Origin of the sequence: Mesorhizobium sp. M7D.F.Ca.US.004.01.2.1, assembly GCF_003997785.1 — a bacterium.
Classification (GTDB): Bacteria; Pseudomonadota; Alphaproteobacteria; order Rhizobiales; family Rhizobiaceae; genus Mesorhizobium; species Mesorhizobium loti.
The window spans coordinates 1-22,573 of sequence record NZ_RZRQ01000065.1; the positions used below are offsets into that span (position 1 = coordinate 1).

Consider the following 22,573-nt stretch of genomic DNA (forward strand, 5'->3'; position numbering starts at 1 on the left):
CTCACCCGGATTGCCATCCGAATTGCGAAGAGCAATTCGGGGCAATCCAACCTCTCCCCAAGGGGAGAGGAGGGAGCCGGCGATGATGCTCGTCTCTTCTCCCCTTGGGGAGAAGGTGGCCGCGAAGCGGTCGGATGAGGGGGCCTCCCAGCAAACGCGGGACGGAGGAAGATCACTGCCCCGCCGGGATCAGCCTGAAATCCGGCAATTCCCGCAGGACCAGCTCCGGGCCGGCCGGCGAATAGACGACGAAAAGCTGCATCGGCCCGTCACCGGTGTTGAGCGTCGAATGAAAGCGGCTTTCCGGCACGTAGATGGTGCAGCCGGGGCCGACCTTCTCGACCACCGGATTGCCCTTCTCGTCCTCGACCATCTGTTCGCCATGGCCTGAGATGACGAAGATGATTTCTTCCGCGCCCGGATGGTTGTGGCGCGTGTGGCCCTTGCCCGACGGCAGGTCGACGACCCCGCCGGAAAACCGGGTCGCGCCATTCACTTCAGGCGCCACCGTCAGCGCCAATTTTCCCCAGTCGAAGCCGAAGGCGCTGACGTCCTTCGGGTAGACAAATACCTTGCTCTTGTCGATCATCGTCTCATCCCTTCTCTTTCTTGGATGTGGTTTTCTGGCCGCTGAGCGTGACGGCTTTGAAATCGGCGGTCTGCTTGGCGATCGCCGCCTCGGCCGGCAGCCGTTCCATCGAGCTGGCGCCATAGAAGCCATGCAGGCCCTTGGCATGGGAGAGAATGTAGCGGGCGTCGTCGGGCATCGAGATCGGCCCGCCATGGCAAAGCAGGATGACGTCCTTGCGCACCGAGCGTGCCGCATTGGCAATGGCGTCGATCTCGAGAACGCAGTCGTCGAGCGACTTGGCCGAGGTGGCGCCGATCGAGCCGCCTGTCGTCACGCCCATATGGGCGACAACGATGTCGGCGCCGGCCTTGGTCATGGCGCGGGCCTCATCCGGGTTGAAGACATAGGGCGTGGTCAACAGGTCGAGCTTGTTCGCCTCGGCGATCATGTCGACCTCGAGCCCGAAGCCCATACCGGTCTCCTCGAAGCTCTGCCGCATCTGGCCGTCAAACAGGCCGATGGTGGGAAAATTCTGCACGCCGGAAAAGCCCATTGTCTTCAGCTCTGCCAGCAGCAGCGGCATGATGACGAAGGGATCGGTGCCGTTGACGCCGGCCAGCACCGGCGTCTTCTTGACCACCGGTAGCACCTCGTAGGCCATCTCCTTGACGATCTCGTTGGCGTTGCCATAGGCGAGCAGGCCGGCGGCCGAGCCGCGCCCGGCCATGCGGTAGCGGCCGGAATTGTAGATGATGATGAGGTCGATGCCGCCGGCCTCTTCGGCCTTGGCCGATAGGCCGGTGCCGGCGCCGCCGCCGACGATCGGCACGCCCTTGTCGATCATTCCCCGGAACCTCTTCAGTATGTCCTTACGCGGTATGGCGGGCATTTTTTGGGATCTCTCACTGTCTGGCGATGTCGAGGAAGGCCGATGTTGCCGCCTTTGCGAATTCCGGGTCGTTGATGTGGAGCGGAAGGCGCGTCACGCGCCGCAGGTCATTCGGCCTGATGGTGCGCTCGATGGCTTCGAAGAGAACAGCGTCGGCTTCCGGGTCGAAGAAGGCGCCGCCTTCGATGTCGAGCGCCGAGACGCCTTTTTCTGGAATGAGAAAATGCACCGGCCCCTCGCAGCGAGCGAGCCTGGTGCCGATCCATTCGCCGATCGCACGGCATTCCTGCGCCGTGGTGCGCATCAGCGTGACGTTGGGATTGTGCTCGTAGAACAGCCGGTCGCGATGGTGTTCCGGGATGGTCGAAGGCGCCCAGAAGTTCACCATGTCGAGCGCGCCGACCGAACCGACATAGGGCAGCCGGGTGCGGGCGATCGCGCCAAAACGGTCCTCGGTTGCCGGCAGGACGCCGCCGAACAGGAGATCGCAAACTTCGGTCGTGGTGATGTCGATGATCCCGGACAGCAGGCCGCTGTCGGCCAGCTTCTCCATGCTGCGGCCGCCAGTGCCGGTGGCGTGGAAGACCATGCAGTCGTAGGCAGAACGGAGCTGGTCGGCGATGGCCGTCACGCAAGGCGTGGTGACGCCGAACATGGTGAGGCCGATCGACGGCTTGCCGTCGGGCGGCGGCGCCGGGCTGGCCGCCATGCCTGATATGGCTCGGGCCGCGTTGTGCAAGACAACGCGGGAGAGCCGGTTCAGTCCGGCCATGTCGGTTACAGCGGGCATCATGATGATGTCGGAGACATCGACGTAGGGAGCGGTGTCGCCGGAGGCAAGCGTCGAGACCATGATCTTGGGCAGGCCGAGCGGCAGCGCGCGCATGCCCGACGTGATGATCGATGTGCCGCCGCCGCCGCCAATGCCGATCATCCCGCCGATATCATTGCGCGATTGAACGAAGCGGGCGAAGGCGACGCCCATTGCGGCAACCGCGGTGCCGCGGTCGTCGATATCAAGCACGGCGCCGCGACCGTCGGGGTGATGGCCGGCAATTTCCTTTGCGGTGATGTCGACGGGAATGGTTGCGTCGCGCGTCCCGACATCGACGCGGGACACCGCTGCGCCCGCAGCAGTGATCGCATCGGCCAGGAAGGCAAGTTCTTCGCCCTTGGTGTCGGCGGTGCCCACCACATAGATGCGCTTCATCGCGTTTCCCTGCCGGCTGTTTGCCCGGCCTTTCCGCAAGCGAAGGCCATTGCAATTTTTTGAGACGCGCGTATCGTATTGATATGGATGTCTCACGTCAACAATCCACGGCGAGCGACGACACTGAGCGAGGAAACGGCCAGGCGATAGAGCGCGGGCCGCGCGCACGCACGAAACGGCTGATGCTGGAGACAGCAACAAGGCTGATGCAGGCGGGCGTCACGCCCTCGGTCAGCGAGGTCGCCGAGGCGGCTGAGGTTTCCCGTGCCACTGCCTATCGTTATTTCCCGAGCCAGGCCGCGTTGGTGCAAGCGGTGGTCGACGAGGGACTGGGGCCAATCCTGACCTGGCAGTCGACCTCCGCCGATGCCGAGCGACGGGTCGCCGAGCTGTTCGACACGGCCATGCCGCGCATCGAGGCCTTCGAAGCCACGTTCAAGGCAGCGCTGAAGCTGTCGCTCGATCAATGGGCGCGGCGTCAGGCCGGCACGCTGGGTGGCGAGCCGGCTTTCACGCGCGGCCACCGCATCGACTTGCTGAAAGAGGCGATCGCGCCCCTCAAGGGCCGTTTGCCGCCGCGAGACTTCAAGCGGCTGGCGCAGGCGCTGTCGCTGATGTTCGGTGTCGAGGTGCTGATCGTGCTCAAGGATATATGGGGGCTGGACAGTCGCCGGACGATGTCGGTCGCGCAATGGGCGGCCGGGGCGCTGGTGCGTGCGGCGGTCGCGGAATCGATCGGCGACGAACACAGCATCGATCCGACGGCAGCCATGAAATAGCCCTATCTGGTTCGACCAGATTTGCATGTCGACTACTGATCTTAACCGCAGTGCGGGGTACCGGACAACACCCACGCGTATCACTGAGTAGGAAAATCTTGGTAAAACAGGCAGATAAAGCCGGAATCCGATAGCAATGGGCAAGTCGAGCTGCCAAGAAAGGGCTTGACGCGCATGCAGAATTGGTAATACCAGATCAGACAAGAAAAGCGGATCGAAAGTGAGGGCTGCGATCCATTTTCCGGCAGGGCGAGGAGGCTCGGAACCGGAAAGGTGCGATCACGGGAGGAACTACCAGGGCCGGCCCCGTTGCCGGCTCGCATGACAAGGTAGAATGCGCACAAGGGAGGAAATCATTATGCGCAAGTTAGTGACCAGCGTACTTGCTGGTATCGGCTTAACGCTTGCCTGCGGAACGTCCGTTTACGCGCAGGAAAAGTCACTCACCATCTTCTGGGCCGAATGGGATCCGGCCAACTATCTGCAGGAACTCGGCAACGAGTACGAGAAGGAAACCGGCGTCAAGATCACGGTGGAAACCACACCTTGGTCCGACTTCCAGACCAAGGCCTTCACCGAGTTCAACGCCCATGGCGACGCCTACGATCTGGTCGTTGGCGACTCGCAATGGCTCGGCGCCGGCTCGACCGGTGGCCACTATGTCGACCTGACAGACTTCTTCAAGAAGCATGACCTCGGCAATGTCATGGCACCGGCGACGGTGAAATATTACTCCGAGTATCCCGGCAACAGCGGCAAATACTGGGCAATCCCGCTCGAAGGCGATGCGGTCGGCTGGTCCTATCGCAAGGACTGGTTCGAGGATCCCAAGGAAAAGGAAGCCTTCAAGGCCAAGTATGGTTACGACCTCGACGTGCCGAAGGATTTCAAGGCACTGCGTGACATCGCCGAATTCTTCTACCGGCCGGATCAGAAGAAATACGGCATCGCCATCTATACCGACAACTCCTACGACGCGATGGCGATGGGCTTCGAGAACGCGCTGTTCTCCTATGGCGGCGATCTGGGCGACTATTCGACCTACAAGGTCGACGGCCATATCAACTCCGAGAAGGCCGTGGCGGCGCTCGACGCCTACAAGGAACTCTACAAGTTCACCCCTCCGGGCTGGGCCAAGTCGTTCTTTGTCGAAGACAACCAGGCGATCACCGAAAACCTGGCCGCGATGAGCATGAACTTCTTCGCGTTCTTCCCCTCGCTGATCAACGAGGCGTCGAACCCGAACGCCAAGAACACCGGCTTCTTCGCCAATCCTCCCGGCCCGAACGGCGATCAGTTCGCAGCGCTCGGCGGGCAAGGCATCTCCATCGTCTCCTACTCGCAGAAGCAGGAAGAGGCGACGAAGTTCCTGGAATGGTTCATCAAGGACGAGACCCAGAAGAAGTGGGCGGCACTCGGCGGCTACACCTGTAGTGCGGCCGTGCTGAAGTCGGCTGAATTCCAGAATGCCACGCCCTACAACAAGGCCTTCTATGAGACCATGTTCAAGGTGAAGGATTTCTGGGCGGTGCCGGAATATGCCGAACTGCTGCAGCAGCTCAACCAGCGCGTCTATCCTTACATGATCGGCGGCGAAGGCACCGCCAAGGAAACGCTGGACGCACTGGCTGCCGACTGGAACGCGACCTTCAAGAAGTACGGCCGCGGTCAATAATATCGTGTCTCACGGAGGGGGCGTTGGTGCCTCCTCCGTTTCTTTTTCTGCAAACGGGAGCAGGGTCTTGGCGACCACGATGATCACCACACTGGACAGGTCTTCAAGAGCGGCCGCACGCGGCCTCAGCGACATCTCGATCCGCAACCTCTTCATCATTCCGACGGTCCTGTTCCTGATCGTCTTCAACATCTTTCCGCTGATCTATTCGCTCGGCTATTCCTTCACCGATTTTAGAGCGTCGACCAACGCGCCGGCGAACTTCGTCGGGCTGCAGAACTATCGCGACCTGCTCAACGACCCGTTCGTGTGGAACAATTTCGCCATCACGGCCAAATACGTCATCGTCTCGGTCGCCGGCCAGTTGTTCGTCGGCTTCGGTGTGGCGATGCTGCTCAACCGTGACATTCCCTTGAAGGGATTGCTGACGACGCTGCTTTTGCTGCCGATGATGCTCTCGATGGCCGTCGTCGGCCTGTTCTGGAAACTGCTCTACGATCCGTCATGGGGGGTCATCAATTATTTCCTCGGGCTCGGCAACTTCGAGTGGCTCGCGGACCCCAAGATGGCGCTCTACGCCGTCGCGCTCACCGACATCTGGATGTGGTCGCCCTTCGTTATGTTGCTGTCGCTAGCCGGCCTCTCGGCGGTGCCGAAGCATCTCTACGAAGCCGCCGCGATCGATCGGGCCGGGCCGTTCTACACCTTCTTCCGCATCACGCTGCCACTGGTGGCGCCGATCCTGATGATCGCCGTCATCTTCCGTACCATGGAAGCGTTCAAGACATTCGATCTTGCCTACATCCTGACCAGCCAGCCGACAGCCGAGCTGATCTCGATCCGGCTCTACAAGATGGCGTTCCAGGAATGGCAGACTGGGCGCTCCTGCGCGCTCGCCTACATCGTGCTGATCATGGTGCTGGCCATCACCAACATCTACGTCAAATACCTCAACAAGGTGAAGGAGCGCTGAGATGGCCGCCGTCCGCACTTCTTCCGAAATCGGTCTCAATCGCGTCGCCATCGTCGCGGTGCTGGTGGTGACGATCATCTTCCTGGCGCCGATCTACTGGATCGCCTCGACGGCGTTCAAGCCGCGCAATCTCGCCACCACCATCCCACCGACGGTCGTCTTCCAGCCGGAAATATCGCCGTTCGTGAAGCTGTTCACCAAGCGCTCGCAAATGCGCAGCCCGCCGACACCGGAAGAGTATGCGGCCGCCCCGTGGTGGGAGCGCGTCGTCTTCGACGGCGGCGAGAAGATCGTACGCGACGGCAAAGGCCAGGTGCAGTGGTCGGGATATCCAAGCCGTTTCCTGAACTCGCTGATCATCGCCATCACCTCGACGGTGCTGGCGGTCGGCATGGGAACGTTCACCGCCTATGGCTTCTCGCGCTTCAAGGTGAAGGGAGAGGCGGATCTGCTCTTCTTCATCCTGTCGACGCGCATGCTGCCGCCGGTGGTGGTGGCGATCCCGATGTTCCTGATGTACCGGGCGGTCGGGCTCAACGATTCCCATATCGGGCTGATCATCCTCTACACCGCCTTCAACCTGTCCTTCTCGGTGTGGCTGATGAAGGGCTTCATGGACGAGATCCCGAAAGAGTATGAGGAGGCGGCCCTCGTCGACGGCTACACGCGCATGGAGGCCTTCTTCAAGATCGTGCTGCCAGAGGCCGCCACAGGTATCGCCGCCACCGCCGTGTTTTGCTTCATCACGGCGTGGAACGAGTATGCTTTCGCGCTGATCATGACCAACCGCCGCGCCCAGACGGCTCCGCCGTTCATCCCCAGCCAGGTCGGCTCCGGCCTGCCGGACTGGACGGTGATTGCCGCCGGAACCTTCCTGTTCCTGTTGCCGGTCGCGATCTTCACCTTCCTGCTTCGTAATCATCTGTTGCGCGGCATGTCCTTCGGAGCAATCCGCAAATGAGCTTTCGCGCCATCAATCAGAAGTATCTGGAGCCGGGTTCGCAGGTGCTGATGGTGCTCGGCATCATCGCGCTCTGCCAGCCCTGGAACCTGCTGTTGCATACCTACGGTCTGACCATCACCCTGATCGGCTTGATCGGCTTCAACATCACCTCGAAGATCGCGCCTGAGGAGAAGGCCGGCACCGGCCAGGTGCGAAATCCGGGAGCACAGCATTGACCCAGATCGAGCTTCGCGGCGTCCAGAAATTCTTCGGCGCCGTCCAGGTCATCAAGGACCTCAACCTGAAGATCAGCGACAACGAGTTCATCGTTCTGCTCGGCCAGTCGGGCTGCGGCAAGACGACGACGCTGCGCGCCATCGCCGGATTGGAGACGATCGACGAAGGCGACATCCTCATCGACGGCAAACCGATCCAGCATCTGAAGGCCGCCGACCGCGACATCGCAATGGTCTTCCAGTCATTCTCGCTCTATCCGCATATGAGCGTCTACGAGAACATCGCCTTCCCTTTGCGTGCCACGCGCAAGAGCAAGGCCGAGATCGAGCAGGAAGTGCGTTCGGTCGCCAAGACGCTGCAGATCAGCGAATTGCTCGACAAGAAGCCGTCGGCGCTTTCGGGCGGCGACATGCAGCGTGTGGCCATTGGCCGGGCGCTGGTGCGGCGGCCGAAGGCGATGCTGATGGATGAACCGATCGGCGCGCTCGACGCCAAGCTGCGCGAGGAGATGCGGGCGGAGATCAAGCGGCTTCATATCAAGCAGGGCTCGACGACCATCTATGTCACGCACGACCAGATCGAGGCGATGAGCCTCGCCGACCGCATCGTCATCATGCATGAAGGCGTGCTGCAGCAGGTCGGCTCGCCGGACGAGGTCTATTCGCGTCCGGCAAACCTGTTCGTGGCGCAATTCGTCGGCAGTCCGGTGATGAACGTCGCCGATGCGGCGGTGGCAGAGACCGCGTCCTCGGTCTCGGTGACGGTCGGCGGGGCTGCCGCCGGCTTCGAGTTCCCGCGGGCGCTGCTGTCGAAGCTCAATGGCCATGCCGGCGGCCAGCTGGCGCTCGGCATCCGGCCGGAAGGCGTGCTCATCCGCCGCGATGCGGCCGACGGGTTCCTGCCGGTCGAGACGCAGATCGTCGAGCCGCTTGGCTCCTTCGATATCGTCGACCTCAAGGTCGGCTCCAAGATGCTGCGCGCGCGCACCAAGAGCGGCTTCGTCAGCGGTCCCGGCGAGAAGGTGTTTGCCAGGATCGATCCGGCCCAGGCGCATTTCTTCGACACGGCAAGCGGCAAGTCGCTGGGGGTGAGACTCTGATGGCCCATATCCAGCTGAAAAACATCTCGAAGACCTTTGGCAACCACACCGCCTTGACCGGGCTCGATCTCGACATAGCCGATGGCGAGTTCTTCGTGCTGCTGGGCGAGACGGGCGCCGGCAAAACGACGACGCTGCGGTTGATCGCCGGGCTGGAAAAGCCCAGCGAAGGCCAGGTCTTCATCGATGGCGTCGACGTTGCCGACTGGGGTGCGGCCGAGCGTGACGTGGCGCTGGTGCTGCAGCAATATTCGCTCTATCCGCGCTACACGGTGCGCGAAAATCTCGAGTTCCCGCTGAAGCCGAAGATCCGCCGGCTGCCCGACGCCGAGATCAAGGATCGCGTCGACCGCGCCGCTCGCACGCTGAGGATCGAGCATCTGCTCGATCGCAAGACCGACAAGCTGTCCGGCGGCGAGATGCAGCGCGTCTCCATCGGCCGCGCCATCGTGCGCAAGCCGCGCGTGTTCCTGATGGATGAGCCGCTGTCGGCGCTCGACGCCAAGCTGCGCGAGGCGCTCCGCACGGAACTGAAGAACCTGCAGATGCAACTCGGCGCCACCTTCCTGTTCGTCACCCACGATCAGATCGAAGCGATGTCGATGGGCGACAAGGTCGGCGTGCTCAACCGTGGCCGTATCGTCCAGACCGGCACGCCATACGAGATCTACAACAACCCGCGCGACACCTATGTGGCGAGCTTCGTCGGCTCGCCGCCGATGAACCTCATCGACGGCAAGCTAGTCAACGGCCGCGCGGTGATGGCGCCGTTGAATTTCGAACTGCCTTTTTCGGGGGGTGCGAAGGCGAGTGCGGCGACCGATGGTCGCCCGCTCGTCTTCGGCATTCGTCCCGAGGACGTCTATCTCGAGAGCGGCGCGCCGGTCGAGGCGCGCGTCCACGATGTCGAGAACCATGGCGTCGAAAAGATCCTGACGCTGCGCGTCGGCGACGCGACGCTGCGTGCCACCGTGCCGGCCAGGACCGATGTCGCCATCGAGCAAGCGGTGCGCTTCGCCTGGAACCCGGACAAGGTGGTGCTATTCGACAAGGGCAGCGGCGTCAGCTTGCGGCACGCGTCATAGGCCCGCCTATTTCGGCAGGTAGGTTTCGTAGGGCGTGTCGTTGATCAGCAGGATCACGCATTCGGTGTCGGAGAGGCAGGCATCGTCATGCATCTCATTGGCCTTCTGGGTCCAGTAGGATCCCGGAGGCAGTTCGACCTTGGTCGCCTCGCCGCCATCCATCTGCCAGTGCGCCCACAGGCCCTGGATGACCACTGCGCGGTAGTCGGCTGTGTGCGCGTGAACCGGCGCGCGCCAGTTGCCCGGGACTTTCAGCAACGTTCCCGCCGGGCCCTTGGCCCTTTCGCCCCATAGCGGCCCGAGGCGCTGCGGCTGGTCCGGTGCCTCGGCGACATAGGGGATCTTGTCGGTCGGCAGGTAGCTGTCCTCCAGGGCAAAGGCGCGCCCGGAGGCCACGAGCATGGCGGCGAACGCCAGGACCTTCAGATGATTTGGCATAGGTTCTCCTCTCGGGCCGACTTGCCGCCGACCTCTCACTTGCTTGGCAATGGCAAGCTATTGCATGCAACCGGCCCGGCAATGACATTGCGTCCGGAAGGCTTGGCAATTCATCCAAATCCGGCAATCCACGGCAGCCGGGCCGGGATGGTCTCAGCGGTCTTCGGAGGTGCCGTCGACGGTGCGCAGATGGCTGGGCGCGATGCCGACGATCCGCTTGAATGCCCGACTGAACGACGCTTCGGAATCGTAGCCCAGCCTTGCGGCGACCGTCGAAACCCGCATCCGATCGTCGATCAGCCACTGTCGCGCCTGATGCATGCGCACAAGGGCAACATATCTTGCCGGCGTCTCGCCAACGATGGCCGTGAACCGTTCGGCGAAGGCCGAACGCGAGGCGCCCATCTCGTGGGCGAGCGCTTCGACGGTCCAGGTCTTCTCGGGCTGCAGATGAATGGCCGCCAGCACGCGGCCGATGTCCCGATCCCTGATCGCCGCGATCCAGCCGCTGGTGTCGTCGCCGCTGTTCTCTACCCATGAACGGATGATGCTTGCGGCCAGCACATCAGCCAGTCGCGCCAGCATGCCGCCGGAGCCGGCCCGATTCATGGTCACTTCGCCAGCCATGGCTTCCAGCAGGTGTGGGATGCCGGGCTCACCCGCCATCAATTCCCCGGCGCGCATCATATCCGGCATCATGCCCAGCAAGGGGTGCGATCCGTCCAGGTTGAAGTGCATGCTGCCGCAAAACAGCAAGGTTTTCGGGCCCTGGCCTCCATTCGAGACACTGAAGACGTTGTCCTGCAAAGGCTCGACACTGTAGCGTTCGATCGGCACGGCAGGGATGCCTGGCGCGCTGGCAAGGACATGCTCGGGGCCGCGCGGCAAGAGCAATGCATCGCCGGCCTTCAGTTCAATCCATTCCCCGGATGGCGAAAACAGCCAGCATCCGCGGCGACCGATGAAGTGAAACCGCGCCGCCTTCTGAGCTGGAAACAACACCGCCCACGGCTCACCAAGTTCGCAGCGGCCGTAGTCGGCGCCATCAAGCCGCAATCCGCGCAACATGTCGGTCAGCGGACCGCCTGGGGCCGGCAAGATAGTCTTGGAAGAGGTGAAAACCATGCCGATTTCTAGCTTGGAATCACCAGCCCGTCACGGCCTCCATGCGTTAGTTGGCTTGACGGATATCAGCCTGTTCCTCGGCGCGTAGGTGGCTGGGCGCCGAGCCGATGACGCGCTTGAAGGCGCGACTGAAGGCGGCGTCCGATTCATAGCCGAGACGCGCGGCAACAACGGAGATCTTCATCCGGTCGCGGATCAGCCATTGTCGCGCCTGATGCATTCTGACCTGGGTGACATATTTTGCCGGCGTTTCGCCAACGATGGTGGCGAAGCGCTCGGCAAATCCCGATCGTGAGGCGCCCATCATTCGGGCCAGCGACTCGACGGTCCAGTCGTGGTTCGGTTCGAGATGGATGGCGGCCAGCACGCGGCCAATTTCGCGGTCCCTGACCGCGGCGATCCAGCCGGACGAGTCACCACAGCCGCGTTCGACCCATGAGCGGATGACGGTGGCGGCAAGCACGTCAGCCAGCCGCGCCAGGATGCCGCCGGAGCCGACGCGCTCCATCGTCACTTCACGCGCCATCGATTCCAAGAGATGCGGAATGCCGGGTTCGTAGGCTTCCAGCTCATGCGTGCGCATCACGTCCGGCATCATGCCGAGCAGGGGATGCAGGCCATCGAGATTGAAATACATGCTGGCGCAGAACAGCAGGGTTCCCGGCCGGCAACACTCCGACATGCCTTCGTTCGACATGCAGTAGACGTCCTTGCAGACCTCCTCGACTTCGTAGCCATGGATCGGCCAGGCCTGGGCGCCGGGTTCGCTGGCAAGCATATGGGCCGCACCGCGCGGCAGCAGGATCGCATCGCCTGCATTGAGCTCCACCCATTCGCCGGACGGCTGCTTCAGCCAGCAGCCTTTGCGGCCGATGAAATGAAACCGCGCCGCGGGCTGGGCCGGGAACTGGATGCCCCAAGGCTCCTTCAGTTCGAAGCGGCCGTATTCGACGCCATCGAGACGCAGGCCCCTCAAGATGTCGGTCAGCGGGTCGCCAGTGATTGGAATTTTGGACGAATGGTCAAACATGATGGGGTTTCTAGCATGGAAACTCCAGGCGGTCACTCCCTATGTTGCATTGCAGCCAAATGCTGCGCTGCAAACACATCGGAGACTGACCATGGCCGAACCCGCGACAGGCGTCATCGACGCCGCACTTTTGAACCCCGCAGATTCCGACGAACGAACCGAGCCGGCCTGGGGTGCCGTGGTCTCGCTGGCACTTGGGGTGTTCGGTCTGGTGACGGCGGAGTTCCTGCCCGCCAGCCTGCTGACGCCGATGGCGCGCGATCTCGGCGTCAGCGAAGGCGTTGCCGGGCAAGCGGTGACGGCCACCGCGATCGTCGCGGCGGTCGCCGCGCCGACCATGGCGATCATCACAAGGCGCATGGACCGCAGGCTGGTGATGTGGATGCTGACAGGGTTCCTGATCCTGTCCAACCTTCTGGCCACCTTCGCCTCGACGCTTACCGTGCTTCTGCTGGCCCGCGTCGTGCTCGGCGTTGCACTCGGCGGCTTCTGGGCGATGTCGGCGGCGATGGCGTTGCGGCTGGTGCCGATGCGGCTGATGCCGCGCGCCATGTCGATCATCCTGACGGGCGTTTCACTGGCGACCGTCACGGCCGCTCCAGTGGGCGCCTATGTCGGCGATATCTGGGGCTGGCGCACCGCGTTCATGATCGCGACAGTTGTCGCTGCGCTGGCGCTGCTGGTGCAGGTAGCCGCCATTCCGAAATTGCCGCCGGTGGGTGTGGCTAGCTTCCGCACCTTGCTCGACGTGCTGGAGCGTCCGTCGATCAGGGTCGCCCTGCTGGTCGTGCTGCTGGTCGCTTCCGGGCACTTTGCTGGCTTCACCTATGTCCGCCCCTTCCTCGAGAAGGTGCCCGTGCTCGACATCGAGACGATCTCGCTGGTGCTGCTGGCCTATGGCATAGGCGGCTTCTTCGGCAATGTCGCCGGCGGCATCCTGGCCGAACGCAGCCTCAAGGCAGCCGTTGCGCTGGCACCCCTGCTGATTGCGCTGGCCGCCGCCTCGATGCTGGTTTTCGGCGCTTCACCCACGGTCGCCGCTGCCGCTGTTGCGGTCTGGGGTTTTGCCTTCGGCGCGGTGCCGGTCGGGCTGCAGAGCTGGCTGGTGCGGGCCGCGCCCGATCAGGCCGAAAGCGCCGGCGGACTGATGGTGGCGACGTTCCAGGTGGCGATTGCGCTCGGCGCCGTCTTCGGCGGCCTGCTGGTCGACCATGCCGGCGTCGCCAGCGCCTTCGCCTATTGCGGCGCGGCGACGCTGCTGGCGGCCATCGTGGTGTTCCTGCGCGGCCCGAAGCGCGCCAAGTAGCCTGGGCGCAAATCAGGCTTCCCTGACACTGCGCGTCGGCCCGGGAACCATCACGGTTCTCGGGCCGACGCCGTTGTGATGGCAGCGACGAAGCGGTTCAGGCTGTCCTCGACATAGGCGGCCAGTTCGATCGCCGGGTCAAAGCTCCACCACAGCAACGAGCCTTGCCAATGCGAGGCCATCAGCAGGCCGATGTCGCGTGGCGGGTTGGGCGTTTCAGCAAAACAGGCTGCAAGTGCGTCGCACAGGAACGCCTTCCAGGCGGCACCGCGCGCCCTGAGCACCGCATCGCGCAGATCCTCGCGCAGCACAAGCAGGCCTTCGGCATAGGATTCGATGCCGCCATAGCCTTGCGACAGCGCCACCAACAGCGCGACCGCGCCGGTGGGGGTTCTGGGAACAGTGGCTGCCAGCGTCCTGGTGTTCTCGTCGAGACCGTCCCAGGCGTGCAGCAAGGTGCGCTGTTTCAGCTGCGCCTTGTTCTTGAAGCGCTGCACCAGCGTTGCACCGGAGAGACCACAAGCCTTTGCCAGGCGCTCGAAGGTGAGTGCTTCCGGACCATGCTCGTGGATCAACCGGTGCGCGGTCTCCAGCACCTGCTCGTCGGACTGGGTTTTTGGGCGAGTCATCTTGACATCCTGATATAACCGAATGATCATTTATATATGATGTAAGCAGCACAGACCAGCCCGTGTCTGATCGATGAGTGCGTTTTTGGGAGAGTTCAATGACGTTGCAAGGAAAAGTTGCCCTGGTCGCCGGTGGGACGCGCGGCGCCGGACGAGGCATAGCGGTCGAACTCGGCGCTGCCGGTGCCACAGTCTATGTCACCGGGCGCAGCACGCGCGCCCAACAATCCGAATATGCCCGGCCCGAAACCATCGAGGAAACTGCGGAACTGGTCTCGGCGAACGGAGGCAAGGGCATCGCCGTGCAGGTCGACCATCTGGTGGCCGATGATGTGCGCAGACTGGTTGAGCGCATCCGCAGTGAACAGGGCCGGCTCGACATACTGGTCAACGACATTTGGGGTGGCGAAAAGCTGTTCGAGTGGAACAAGCCGGTCTGGGACCACAATCTGGACAATGGTCTGCGCATGCTGCGGCTTGGCATCGACACGCATCTCATCACAGCACACCATGCGTTGCCGCTGCTGATCGAACGTCCGGGCGGGCTGCTCGTCGAAGTCACCGACGGCACGGCCGAATACAATGCCGACCACTACCGGCTGTCGCCCTTCTACGACCTTGCCAAGGTCGCGGTGACGCGCATGGCATGGGCGCACGCCAAGGATCTCGCAAAATACGACGCAACGTCTGTGTCGCTGACGCCCGGCTGGCTGCGTTCGGAGATGATGCTGGAAGCCTTTGGCGTGAGCGAGGACAATTGGCGCGACGCCACCGCTGAGGTGCCGCATTTCGTCATTTCCGAGACGCCACGCTTCGTCGGCCGCGCCGTTGCGGCTTTGGCGGCGGATGCGGATCGCTCGCGCTGGAACGGGCAGTCGCTGTCCAGCGGCGGGCTCGCGCAGGTCTACGGCTTTACCGACCTCGACGGCTCACGGCCCGACGCCTGGCGGTACGTTCCGGAGGTCCAGGATGCCGGCAAGCCCGCCGATGCGACGGGCTATCGATAGGTAATTTGATTCCTGCGCAATTCCGGACTGAAAACCGCTGCGCACTCTGGAATTGCTTCACGCCGAACGCCCGTCGAAATCGAAGACCGACAGGGTCGAGGGGTCGAGATCGGCCACGCAGTTGATGTTGATGTAGGCACTGCGTTCACGGCCTTCACGGACATCCTCCGCAAAGGGATGGATGCCGCAGGCCCGGCAGAACCGGTGTGCGATGGCATGGTTGCCGAATGTGTAGGTGCCGAGATCGTCGCCCCAGGCCAGGACCTGCAAGGTCCCGTGCGGGATGGCACACAGCAGGGCGCCCTTGCGCGAGCATATCGAGCAATTGCACCGCACGGCGCCGGTCAGTTCGGCCTTGAATTCTAAGGCGACTTTGCCGCAGTGGCAGCTGCCTTTGTAGAGCATAGGATTTCCTCGCATTCGACAGGGTGCAAAACTGCTTGCGCCGGGTTAAGTCTCGGCAAGCCATGCCTCAAGGACGTTCAAGGCGTCTGGAGTCCGACACCGAAAATGCAATCAGTCCGTGATCGACTGGAAATCATCCTCGCGCGGCTCGCTGCCCATGCGGGTGAAGAGCGCGTGTTCACGAAGCTCTATGCCGAAGCCGCGCGAGCGGCGGCTGATGCCAGCGATGCCCGCAAGCGGGCAGGGGTGAGGCTCGGGCCGCTCGACGGTACCATTGTCTCGATCAAGGATCTGTTCGATGTCGCCGGCGAACCAACCACGGCCGGCTCGCTGATGCGCAAGACCGCCGCGCCCGCCTCGCACGATGCCGCCGTCGTCAGCCGGCTGCGGCAGGCCGGCGCGGTCATCATCGGCAAGACCAACATGACCGAATTCGCCTTTACCGCGATCGGCGACAATCAGCATTTTGGCACGCCCGGCAATGCCGTTGACGCCAGTCGCATTCCGGGCGGCTCTTCCTCGGGCGCCGGCGTTTCCGTCGGCGAGGGGACGAGCGAGATATCGATCGGTTCCGACACCGGCGGTTCGATACGCATTCCGGCTTCACTCAATGGTGTTGTCGGCTTCAAGCCGACAGCGCGGCGCGTGCCGCTCGCCGGCGCGTTCCCACTGTCCGCCACGCTGGACTCGATCGGTCCGCTTGCCCGAACCGTTGCCCAGTGTGCCGCCGCCGCCGCCGTGATGGCCGGCGAGGTGCCGACCGCGCTGACGCCGATTGCCCTTGCAGGGCTTCGCATAGGCATTCCGCGCGGTGTCCTTTTCGAAGAAACGGAAGGTGAGGTCGTGGCAGCGTTTGAGCGCTGTCTTGGCAAGGCCGAACGGGCCGGCGCACAGACCGCGGATTTGTCGATCGATGATCTGCTTGCCGACATGCGCGCGGCCACCAAGCGTGGTTCGATCGCCGCGATGGAAGGGGCCGAAGTGCATGCCGACTGGCTGGCGACAGGGGCACCGGTGCCGGTCGACCCGCACGTCAGCGGGCCTTTGTCGCGGGCAGCAATGTTGCCAACCCCTATCTACATCAGGGCGCTGCGCCGTCGCACAGCGCTCGTCGCTGCGATGGATGAGCGGCTGGCATCGGTCGATGTGCTGGCCCTGCCGACCACACCGGTGACAGCGCCGACCATCGTCTCGATGACTGAAGATGCCGAACTGCGCGACCGTATTGAAGGCCTGCTGCTGCGCAACACGCAGGTCGCCAACCAGTTCGACCTTTGTGCGATTTCGCTACCGATGCAAGGCACGACGTTGCCGGCCGGATTGATGCTGGTGGCGCGCAGCGGGTATGACCGGCGCCTGCTGCGGATTGCGGCTGAAATAGAGGCGCTGCTTGGCGCGGGACCAGGGCTGAACTGACTATCAGTGCGACGAACAGTGCTTGCGTTCGCTGTCCTTGGCGGTCCGTATGATGCGGGTCGCGACCAGCCATGGCAGGCTGTACTCGTTGCCGGTGATGGTCTGGGTGCGGTGCTCGATCGAGCCCCTGACGACGATCTTTCCGCTGTAAAGCACGTCGGACTGATCGATTATCGCCTTGTCGGCCTGCGGCAATCCGCTGGCGTCGATCGACACGCCCTTGATGATCGTGCCGGTGGCAAGGTCGAGCGCGCTGTTCGACGGGCAGGGCGCCTTGAAGCAGCGCAGTCCGTTGTCGCAATAGACATAGCTGCTCTGGGCCGCGGCGAGTGCCGGCAAGGCGCAGATGGACGAGGCAATCAGAAATGCGAGGCGAAGACCGGACATGGCTCGCAACGTCGCGGAGAATTGGGGCGAAACCGCGATGCGCTATATGTCGAGAGGAAACCGCCTGCGGTAGTGATCGACCACTTCGGGGTTGCGTAGGTTGACCGGCAGTTTGCCCGCCAGCACCAGCAACGCCTCGCTTGCCGCGCCGACGCCCATGCGCATCATCGATTCCTCGGTAATGCCTGCCATATGCGGGGTGATGATGACGTTGTCGAAGCTGAAATAGGGATGATTTGACGGCAGCGGTTGCGTCGAGAAAACGTCTAGTGCTGCACCGCCGATGCGGCGTTTCTGCAAGGCCTCGATCAGCGCGTCGTCATCGACGACCGGCCCGCGCGACACGTTGATCAGCAGCGCGTTGGGCTTCATGCGGGCGATGCGCTCGCGGCTGATCAGGCCGCGCGTCTCCGGCGTCAGCGGGCAGCAGAGCACGATGATGTCGCTCTGCTCGACCAGCGCGTCGATCGACAGAAAGCCGACTTTTTCGGGCGCCGGCTGCATGCTGCGCGTCGTGGCCACCACTTTGAGGTCGAAACCATGCGCCGCGATATGGCCGACGGCCTGGCCGACGGCGCCAAGGCCGACGATGCCGATGGTCTTGCCGGCAAGTTCGATGTTGGAATTGGCGTGCTCGCGTCCGGCGAGCCAGCCTTTGGCGCGCAGGTCGCGGTCGACCCTGCGGAATTGCCGCAGCAGCGCAAGTGCGGTGAACATGACATGTTCGGCGACCGAGCGGGCATTGACCGCCGGCACGTTGGCCACCAGCACGCCGGCCGCAGCGGCTGCTTCCATCGGAATCATGTCGAGCCCGGCGCCGTGGCGGATCGCTGCCCGCAGCTTCCAAGCCCCTTCGAACAGTGCAGGCGGCAGTGGCGCGCGCACGATGACGATGTCGGCGTCTTTGGCCTCTCTGGTCAAGGTGGCAGGATCGAGCGCCGATGCGATGACGAGTTGACCAGCGCCGGCCAGCTTGGCTGAAGCGCGCGGGTGCAGCGGATGGGTCGACAGAATCTTCGGCACGGTCTGGGCCACGGTCAGGCCTTTTCGAGCGCGGGGCTTGGCGGCGCAACCGCCTTGCCGCCTTCGATCAGGCCCTTCCAGTAGCTCTCCGCCCCTTGCAGATGGGCGCTCATCAGCGCCTGGGCGAGATTGCCGTCGCGGCGCAGCAGCGCCTCGTAGATCTGCACGTGCTCGGCATGCGAGCGCACGCTGCGTTCGGGATCGTTGAAGTAGATCGGCAGGCGCTGTTCGCCCATCAGATAGTAGACGCTGCAGATGTTATGGAAGACGCTGTTCTTGGTGGCGCGCACGATCTCGAGATGAAACTCGCGGTCTTCCTTGGCGAGGCCTTCGCCGGCGGCGATGCGCTCCTCGGATGCCTTGAGGATCTCGCGCAGCCGTTCGAAATTCTCCTCGGTGGCGCGCGAGCAGGCAAGCTCGGCGGCCTTGATCTCATGGATCTTGCGCAGCTCGACCGTTTCATAGATCTGCAAGGGATCAAGCGGCAGGCCGGCGCGCGCGAACAATGCCAGCGCTTCGACACTGGCCTGCTTGGTGTCGATATAGATGCCGGACTTGGCCCGGCGCTCGACGATGCGCATGGCTTCGAGGATGGCCAACGCCTCGCGGATCTGGCCGCGGCTGACGCCGAAATGCTCCGCCAGCTCACGTTCCGACGGCGTGCGGCCGGTCTCGCTGTCCGAGTGGGAGAACAGATAGGCGGCGAGTTCCGCGAGGAGGTTCTTTTCTTTCATCGTCAACTGCGTTGCGCGTGCGCCTCCAGGAATCGCTCAGAAATGGTGAATCCCAATCCGGGCTTTTCCGGGATCGCTATCATACCGTCCTTTGCTTCGACAGTCTCTTCGATCAGATCGTGGATCATCGGGTTGGCGCCGAGCGAATATTCGACGGTAAAACTAGACGGCGAGGCGGCACAGACATGCAAGCCGGCGAAGAAGCAGGGTGCGCCGGCCCACAGATGCGGCGCAAAGCGCAAATTGAAGGCGCTGGCGATGGTGCCGATCTTCATCGCCTCGCTGATGCCACCGCAGAAGGCGGGATCGGGCTGGAAGATGTCAGCCGCTTTCAGCACAGCAAGGTCGCGGAAGGCATAGCGTGTCGCCTCGCTTTCGCCGGTGGCGATCGGAACGGAGCCTGATGCCCGCACTTCAGCCATGCCCGGCTTGTCGTCGGCGATGATAGGCTCCTCGAACCAGGCGAGATCCAGATCGTTGACTAGGTGGATGAAGCGCTTGGCTTCGGCCACCGTATAGGTGCCGTGCGCATCGACCATCAACTCGACATCGGGGCCGAGCGCCTGCCGTGCGGCGCGGACGCGCGTGGCGGACACATGTGCTGCGCCGTCCATGGCGCCAACCCGCATCTTCAGGGCCTTGAAGCCGCCCTTGGCGATGTAGGACTTCAACTGCTCGCCGATGGCGTCGGCGGCCGCCCAGCCGCCCGAGGCATAGGCCGGCATGCGATCGAGCTTGCGGCCACCGAGCAGCCGCCAGACCGGAACGCCAAGCGATTTGCCGAGGATGTCCCACAACGCGATGTCGACGGCGCTGATGGCGGCGATGCTCATGCCGCGCCGCGCCAGCTGCGGCATGGCGTGGCCGGCGCGCGCGGCGCTGTCGTGGCGCACGCCATTGTAGAGCATTTCCCAGATGACGCCGATGTCGGCCGGATCGCGGCCGATCAGCTGCGGCCCGACCTCGTGGTTCAGCATGTGGACAAGCGCACCGTAGCTGCCGGCGCTGCCGGCGGCGTTCTTGCCTTCGCCCCAGCCGACCAGCCCGTCATCGGTCTCGATGCGCAGGATGGCGGCGTCGAAGGTCGTCACCTGACCGAAGTCGCTGCGGTGTTGCCGAGCGGCTTCGATCGGGATGCGGACCCACCAGGCTTGGACGGTCTTGATGCGCATATTCTTCCCCAGCCCTGCCGCCGCCTGGCGGAAGGGCAAATTCCCCAACAGCAGTCGGCTACTTGATCAGCGGCAGCAACGTTTCAGCGTTGATGCGCATCTGGTCGGTGTAGAACTTTTCCGTGAGCACGCTGGAGCCGTGGTCCTGGATGAACTTCAGCTGTTCTGGCGAGATGTCGACCGGATTGCGCTCGACCATGTCGGGATAAGGTGCAGCCGGTGTCCGGTCGACGGGCGCGACGAACTCGTTGGTCAGCGCGCCATCGTAGCCGATCTCCCGCAAGGTGGCGACGATCCTCGGCCAGTCGATCTGGCCAAGGCCGGCGGCGAAACGGTTGTTGTCGGCGACGTGGAAATCGAACAGCCGCTTTCCGGCCTGCCGGATCGCGTCATAGACGTTAAATTCTTCCATGTGGATGTGGTAGGCATCGAGGCAGACGCCGCATTCAGGGCTGACCGCGTCAGCCAGCGCCAGGGCCTGGGCGCCGCGATTGAACAGATAGGTCTCGAAGCGGTTGAGCGGCTCGACCGCGATCTTGACGCCGACCTTCTTGGCATGGGTGAAGCATTCCCGGGTCGCATCGACAACCCACTTCCATTCCTCTTCCTCGGTGCCGTCGGGCACGACCTTGCCGACCGTCGCCGGAACCAGCGTGATGATCTCGCCGTCGAGTTCGCTGACCATGGTCAGCACGTCCTTGACATACTGAACGGAGCGCTCGCGCTGGCCCTGGTTTTTGGCCGCGAGGTTGCGCTCGCCCAGCATCAAGGTCACCGCGCCCCAGCAGCGGATGCCATGCTCCTTCAGCAGCGCGCGCGTCTCCTTGGTCTTGTATTGCTCGGGCTCGCCGGAAATCTCGATCGACTCATAGCCGAATTTCTTGATGCGCTTGAGCGTCGTCTCCAAGGGTTCCGCGCGCATCCAGTTGTGCGTCGAAAGATGCATGGTCTGTCCTTCCCAATTCGTCTCTATGGTTCGCCTGCGACATGCATCGCCAAAAGGCGACGCAAGGGTTCCTCCCCAAGGCATCCCCAGCCTTTTCTCGCAAACTGGTTCGACCAATTGGGCCTGAAAGGAGGTCTACAGCAAATTCTGCGGGACGGCAAGAAGCGTGGGAAGGCAACTTCCAATGCAGATTACTTCATTGATTATATTGATCTATATGCCTGGATTTCGCATGCCCAAAGAGGTTCGACGGTCCATTGCGAGGCTTGACCAAATTCCCATATTTGGTAATACCAGAATAGCGCGTACACAATGCGCTCGATCTGAAAAGACCAAAGTGGCTGGCCCTGCTTCCAATCGGCGCCATGCTCGGTCGCGAGAAAAATGAGGGAGGATGCCGATGCCGACGACAATGAAGGGCCCTGGACTGTTTCTGGCGCAGTTCGCGGGCGATGCCGCGCCGTTCAACTCGCTGGCGTCGATCACCAAATGGGCGGCTGGTCTCGGTTACAAGGGCGTGCAGATCCCGACTTGGGACGCGCGGCTGTTCGATCTCAAGAGAGCGGCCTCTTCCAAGGCCTATTGCGACGAGGTGAAGGGCATCTGCGCCGACGCCGGCGTCGAGATCACCGAACTGTCGACGCATCTGCAGGGGCAATTGGTGGCGGTGCATCCGGCCTATGACGCGCAATTCGACGGCTTTGCGCCGGCTTCGGTGCACAACAATCCAAAGGCGCGGCAGAAATGGGCGGTCGAGCAGATGAAGTTCGGCGCCAAGGCCTCGAAGAACCTTGGCCTGAAGGCCTCGGTGAGCTTTTCCGGAGCCTTAGCCTTCCCTTACCTCTACCCGTGGCCACAGCGGCCGGCCGGATTGATCGAGGAAGCGTTCGCCGAACTCGGCAAGCGCTGGAAGCCGATCCTCGACGTCTATGAGGACAATGGCGTCGATGTCGGCTACGAGGTCCATCCCGGCGAGGACGTGTTCGATGGCGCGACCTTCGAGATGTTCCTCGACGCGGTCGGCGGCCACAAGCGCTGCAACATCAACTACGATCCGTCGCACTTCCTGTTGCAGCAGCTCGACTATCTGGAATTCATCGACATCTATCACGAGCGCATCAAGGCGTTCCACGTCAAGGACGCCGAGTTCAACCCGACCGGCCGGCAAGGCGTCTATTCCGGCTATCAGAGCTGGACCAACCGCGCCGGCCGCTTCCGTTCGCTAGGTGACGGGCAGGTGGATTTCGGCGGCATCTTTTCCAAGCTGACACAGTACAATTATGATTCCTGGGCGGTGCTGGAATGGGAGTGCTGCCTGAAGCATCCGGAAGATGGCGCGGCCGAGGGCGCGCCTTTCATCCAGCATCACATCATCCGGGTGACGGAAAAGGCATTCGACGATTTCGCCGGCGGCGCTACGGACAAGAAAGTGCTGCGCGCCATGATGGGTATCTGACGCGGTGTTACCCTCCCCCTTGAGGGGAGGGGTCGATC

The 22,573-nt window shown here is 63.0% G+C and carries 24 protein-coding genes; 11 read left to right on the top strand and 13 right to left on the bottom strand.

The window, feature by feature from the left end:
• Positions 1–172 precede the first annotated feature (172 nt).
• Genes EN993_RS12110 through EN993_RS12120 form a run of 3 tightly spaced genes read right to left on the bottom strand, consistent with a single transcriptional unit; the run spans position 173 to position 2,670 of the window.
• Entirely contained in the window at positions 173–589 is a 417-nt protein-coding gene (locus tag EN993_RS12110) for a cupin domain-containing protein (RefSeq protein ID WP_127263329.1), read from the bottom strand.
• A gap of 4 nt (positions 590–593) precedes the next feature.
• Complete coding sequence (locus EN993_RS12115; protein ID WP_127263330.1) at positions 594–1,460, bottom strand: phosphoenolpyruvate hydrolase family protein; 867 nt, start codon at positions 1,458–1,460, stop codon at positions 594–596.
• Between the two features lie 13 nt (positions 1,461–1,473).
• Entirely contained in the window at positions 1,474–2,670 is a 1,197-nt protein-coding gene (locus EN993_RS12120) for a Tm-1-like ATP-binding domain-containing protein (protein ID WP_127263331.1), read from the bottom strand.
• Between the two features lie 83 nt (positions 2,671–2,753).
• Here EN993_RS12120 and EN993_RS12125 point away from each other — a divergent pair, with 83 nt between their 5' ends.
• The 7 genes from EN993_RS12125 to EN993_RS12155 all read left to right on the top strand — a co-directional run bounded on the left by EN993_RS12125 (position 2,754) and on the right by EN993_RS12155 (position 9,461).
• Complete coding sequence (locus EN993_RS12125) at positions 2,754–3,449, top strand: TetR/AcrR family transcriptional regulator (RefSeq protein ID WP_109658666.1); 696 nt, start codon at positions 2,754–2,756, stop codon at positions 3,447–3,449.
• A 358-nt stretch (positions 3,450–3,807) separates the two neighbouring features.
• Positions 3,808–5,124, top strand: a complete 1,317-nt coding sequence (locus EN993_RS12130) for an ABC transporter substrate-binding protein (RefSeq protein ID WP_109658667.1) — start codon at positions 3,808–3,810, stop codon at positions 5,122–5,124.
• A gap of 67 nt (positions 5,125–5,191) precedes the next feature.
• On the top strand, positions 5,192–6,097 hold the full coding sequence (locus EN993_RS12135; protein WP_109658668.1) for a sugar ABC transporter permease: 906 nt from the start codon (positions 5,192–5,194) through the stop codon (positions 6,095–6,097).
• A 1-nt stretch (position 6,098) separates the two neighbouring features.
• Positions 6,099–7,058 carry a carbohydrate ABC transporter permease gene (locus EN993_RS12140; protein WP_109658669.1) on the top strand — a complete coding sequence of 320 codons (960 nt, stop codon included), beginning with the start codon at positions 6,099–6,101 and terminating at the stop codon, positions 7,056–7,058.
• Positions 7,055–7,276, top strand: coding sequence for a hypothetical protein (locus tag EN993_RS12145; protein ID WP_109658670.1), 222 nt, complete (start codon positions 7,055–7,057; stop codon positions 7,274–7,276). The genes EN993_RS12140 and EN993_RS12145 overlap by 4 nt, the downstream gene beginning before the upstream one ends.
• On the top strand, positions 7,273–8,376 hold the full coding sequence (locus EN993_RS12150) for an ABC transporter ATP-binding protein (RefSeq protein WP_126070596.1): 1,104 nt from the start codon (positions 7,273–7,275) through the stop codon (positions 8,374–8,376). The genes EN993_RS12145 and EN993_RS12150 overlap by 4 nt, the downstream gene beginning before the upstream one ends.
• Positions 8,376–9,461 carry an ABC transporter ATP-binding protein gene (locus tag EN993_RS12155; RefSeq protein ID WP_127263332.1) on the top strand — a complete coding sequence of 362 codons (1,086 nt, stop codon included), beginning with the start codon at positions 8,376–8,378 and terminating at the stop codon, positions 9,459–9,461. The genes EN993_RS12150 and EN993_RS12155 overlap by 1 nt, the downstream gene beginning before the upstream one ends.
• A 6-nt stretch (positions 9,462–9,467) precedes the next feature.
• Here EN993_RS12155 and EN993_RS12160 read toward each other — a convergent pair whose 3' ends face one another.
• The 3 genes from EN993_RS12160 to EN993_RS12170 all read right to left on the bottom strand — a co-directional run bounded on the left by EN993_RS12160 (position 9,468) and on the right by EN993_RS12170 (position 12,054).
• Entirely contained in the window at positions 9,468–9,899 is a 432-nt protein-coding gene (locus EN993_RS12160; RefSeq protein WP_109658673.1) for a DUF4437 domain-containing protein, read from the bottom strand.
• Positions 9,900–10,052: 153 nt separating this feature from the next.
• Positions 10,053–11,024 carry an AraC family transcriptional regulator gene (locus tag EN993_RS12165; RefSeq protein ID WP_127263333.1) on the bottom strand — a complete coding sequence of 324 codons (972 nt, stop codon included), beginning with the start codon at positions 11,022–11,024 and terminating at the stop codon, positions 10,053–10,055.
• A gap of 46 nt (positions 11,025–11,070) precedes the next feature.
• Positions 11,071–12,054, bottom strand: a complete 984-nt coding sequence (locus tag EN993_RS12170) for an AraC family transcriptional regulator (RefSeq protein WP_126070593.1) — start codon at positions 12,052–12,054, stop codon at positions 11,071–11,073.
• Between the two features lie 91 nt (positions 12,055–12,145).
• Between EN993_RS12170 and EN993_RS12175 the strand changes: the two genes are divergently transcribed.
• Positions 12,146–13,360 carry an MFS transporter gene (locus EN993_RS12175; RefSeq protein ID WP_127263334.1) on the top strand — a complete coding sequence of 405 codons (1,215 nt, stop codon included), beginning with the start codon at positions 12,146–12,148 and terminating at the stop codon, positions 13,358–13,360.
• A gap of 50 nt (positions 13,361–13,410) precedes the next feature.
• On the opposite strand, the gene EN993_RS12180 is transcribed toward EN993_RS12175, so the two are convergent.
• The gene (locus EN993_RS12180; RefSeq protein ID WP_245468750.1) at positions 13,411–13,989 is read right to left on the bottom strand and encodes a TetR/AcrR family transcriptional regulator; all 579 of its coding nucleotides are present in this window, start codon (positions 13,987–13,989) and stop codon (positions 13,411–13,413) included.
• Between the two features lie 98 nt (positions 13,990–14,087).
• On the opposite strand from EN993_RS12180, the gene EN993_RS12185 reads away from it, so the two are divergent.
• On the top strand, positions 14,088–14,996 hold the full coding sequence (locus EN993_RS12185) for an SDR family oxidoreductase (protein WP_109658678.1): 909 nt from the start codon (positions 14,088–14,090) through the stop codon (positions 14,994–14,996).
• A gap of 57 nt (positions 14,997–15,053) precedes the next feature.
• On the opposite strand, the gene EN993_RS12190 is transcribed toward EN993_RS12185, so the two are convergent.
• Positions 15,054–15,401 (bottom strand): GFA family protein, encoded by a 348-nt coding sequence (locus EN993_RS12190; protein ID WP_127263336.1) that lies wholly within the window; start codon positions 15,399–15,401, stop codon positions 15,054–15,056.
• Positions 15,402–15,506: 105 nt separating this feature from the next.
• On the opposite strand from EN993_RS12190, the gene EN993_RS12195 reads away from it, so the two are divergent.
• On the top strand, positions 15,507–16,817 hold the full coding sequence (locus EN993_RS12195) for an amidase (RefSeq protein WP_127263337.1): 1,311 nt from the start codon (positions 15,507–15,509) through the stop codon (positions 16,815–16,817).
• 3 nt (positions 16,818–16,820) lie between these two features.
• On the opposite strand, the gene EN993_RS12200 is transcribed toward EN993_RS12195, so the two are convergent.
• From EN993_RS12200 to EN993_RS12220, 5 genes are read right to left on the bottom strand one after another with little or no spacing between them, the layout of a single operon-like run.
• The gene (locus tag EN993_RS12200) at positions 16,821–17,204 is read right to left on the bottom strand and encodes a hypothetical protein (RefSeq protein WP_109658681.1); all 384 of its coding nucleotides are present in this window, start codon (positions 17,202–17,204) and stop codon (positions 16,821–16,823) included.
• A 42-nt stretch (positions 17,205–17,246) separates the two neighbouring features.
• Complete coding sequence (locus EN993_RS12205) at positions 17,247–18,227, bottom strand: hydroxyacid dehydrogenase (RefSeq protein WP_109661109.1); 981 nt, start codon at positions 18,225–18,227, stop codon at positions 17,247–17,249.
• Between the two features lie 14 nt (positions 18,228–18,241).
• Entirely contained in the window at positions 18,242–18,961 is a 720-nt protein-coding gene (locus EN993_RS12210) for a FadR/GntR family transcriptional regulator (RefSeq protein ID WP_027043339.1), read from the bottom strand.
• Between the two features lie 2 nt (positions 18,962–18,963).
• Entirely contained in the window at positions 18,964–20,133 is a 1,170-nt protein-coding gene (locus tag EN993_RS12215) for a mandelate racemase/muconate lactonizing enzyme family protein (protein WP_109658682.1), read from the bottom strand.
• Positions 20,134–20,191: 58 nt separating this feature from the next.
• A complete protein-coding gene (locus EN993_RS12220) occupies positions 20,192–21,079 on the bottom strand; it encodes a sugar phosphate isomerase/epimerase (protein WP_109658683.1) in 888 nt (295 codons plus the stop codon).
• A gap of 400 nt (positions 21,080–21,479) precedes the next feature.
• On the opposite strand from EN993_RS12220, the gene EN993_RS12225 reads away from it, so the two are divergent.
• Positions 21,480–22,535, top strand: coding sequence for a sugar phosphate isomerase/epimerase (locus tag EN993_RS12225; protein WP_127263338.1), 1,056 nt, complete (start codon positions 21,480–21,482; stop codon positions 22,533–22,535).
• The last annotated feature ends 38 nt before the right edge of the window (positions 22,536–22,573 follow it).